The organism is Aeromonas rivuli (assembly GCF_000820045.1).
Lineage (GTDB): Bacteria > Pseudomonadota > Gammaproteobacteria > Enterobacterales > Aeromonadaceae > Aeromonas > Aeromonas rivuli.
Map to the genome: position 1 here is coordinate 1 of NZ_CDBJ01000061.1, position 1,568 is coordinate 1,568.

Here is a 1,568-nt window from a genome sequence, read left to right on the forward strand (position 1 = left end):
TCCTTGTCGTCGTTGCGCGCTGACAAAATGCCGGTCACCGCCTCGCTGAGCAGGTTGTAATAGCCGGGGGCCAGATTCCAGGCCGCGCCTGCCTGCTCGGCTTCGCACACCACCTTGGCCACCGCCTCACCGGCGGGGCTGACCACGGTTTGCAGAGGCTTTAGGCGGTATATGGTGCCGTTGATGCGCTCGGTGCTTATCCAGATATCGGCCGGGATAGTGACGGCATCCTGGGGGCTGGCCTTGACGAAGTTGACCAGGCCCCGGGTCTTTTGGGCTGCCTTGCGGGTCAAGTCCACATCCCAGGCTTTGAGGTCGAGATAGGTATCGGTGGCGGTGGCCGCGAACGTATTGGGCAGCACATGACTGGCCAGCAGTTCGCGGATAAGCCAGAGCGCCGGGGTGATGACCACGCCGCGCACCAGCCGCCAGAACGGGCTCACGTCCGAGTCGTTGGTGATGAGGGAACCGGCGGCCTCCACCTCCTTTTTGAGCTCAGCCTCCATCGCCTCTGCGGTGGTCGGCACACCGGTTTCGCTCAGCAGGGCCATAAAGTCCACGGTCGGGCGCAGGTTCACAGGGTTACCTCCAGGGGGCCAAATTCGTAAGTGGTGGCGGTGACCAGCACCCGGTCGGCGGCCTCTTCATTGATGAAGATGGTGCCGGGCACCAGCCGCTCGTCACGTTCAACCAGCAGCTCAATCTCGGTCAGCACATCGGCGCGCAGAGTCGGGCTGCGCTCGCCGATGAGCTTGCGGGCCAGCCCCGATTCCATGATGCGGTGCTTGATGTCCTGGCCGATGCTGTGCCTGTCCTGGGTGTAACGGGGCTGGCCACCGGCATCGAGCAGCCAGGCGCCATCGTTGACCAGGATATCGATGTATTTGGGATCGCTCATGGCTGTTGTGCTCCTATCATCCGCGCTGCTCGACCCAGGCGCTTTTCTCCAACTCTTCTGGCGTCGGTAGATTGGGGCTAGTGATATGTACCTCGCCGATGTGCATGGATTTGGTGGGTTTCTGGTTGGCGGTGGTCGCCGCCGCGTTGGCTTGGATCAGTTGTTGGCCAAGTCCGCCTGCGGGGATCCGGCTTTGATCTGACTGGCGATAATGGGCCAGCGGGGCGTTGGCCACGGTGGTTGATGATGCTGTGTCCGGGAGGGGTTGTGCCCATTTGGGCAGCACATCAACGGCCAATGTGCTGGTGTCAAACTGTGTCCCCAAAAACTGATTGGATGCGTCGAGCGCGATTTTGATGAGTTTGATCAGCGCCCGCCAAGGGGTGAGCAAGGTATCAAACACACTGCCGAGTACATCTCCCATGCGGCGGCCCGCGTCGGTCACACTGTCGATCCCGACCCCAGCCTGGTCAGTTTGCTCAAAGAAGGTGCCAAGCCAGGCGATTCCCTGGCCAAGCAAGCCCACAATCAGGGTGAACAAGTCCGCCAGGGGGGCCAGCGCTTGAGAGGCAAGCGGGCCAAAGGTGTCAGCCATGCCGCCAAAGAAGGCACCCAATAGCTCAAAGTCGGTCAGCACGGCGAAGGTGGCACGCAGCTCATCCCAATAGAC

At 61.7% G+C, this 1,568-nt stretch carries 2 protein-coding genes and 1 pseudogene; all 3 read right to left on the reverse strand.

What is annotated here, in order from left to right; translation table 11 throughout:
• Positions 1-578: baseplate J/gp47 family protein (locus tag BN1130_RS14380; RefSeq protein WP_042042817.1), on the reverse strand; the 578-nt coding region annotated here is incomplete at its 3' end.
• On the reverse strand, positions 575-898 hold the full coding sequence (locus tag BN1130_RS14385) for a DUF2590 family protein (protein WP_042042818.1): 324 nt from the start codon (positions 896-898) through the stop codon (positions 575-577). The genes BN1130_RS14380 and BN1130_RS14385, both read right to left, overlap by 4 nt.
• Positions 899-914: 16 nt before the next feature.
• Positions 915-1,568: pseudogene (locus BN1130_RS22915) on the reverse strand (phage tail tape measure protein); the annotation flags it as partial.

Bases quoted from the DNA above. Each gene is read 5' to 3' on its own strand.
- BN1130_RS14385 (WP_042042818.1), bottom strand. From the start codon at position 898: ATGAGCGATCCCAAATACATCGATATCCTGGTCAACGATGGCGCCTGG.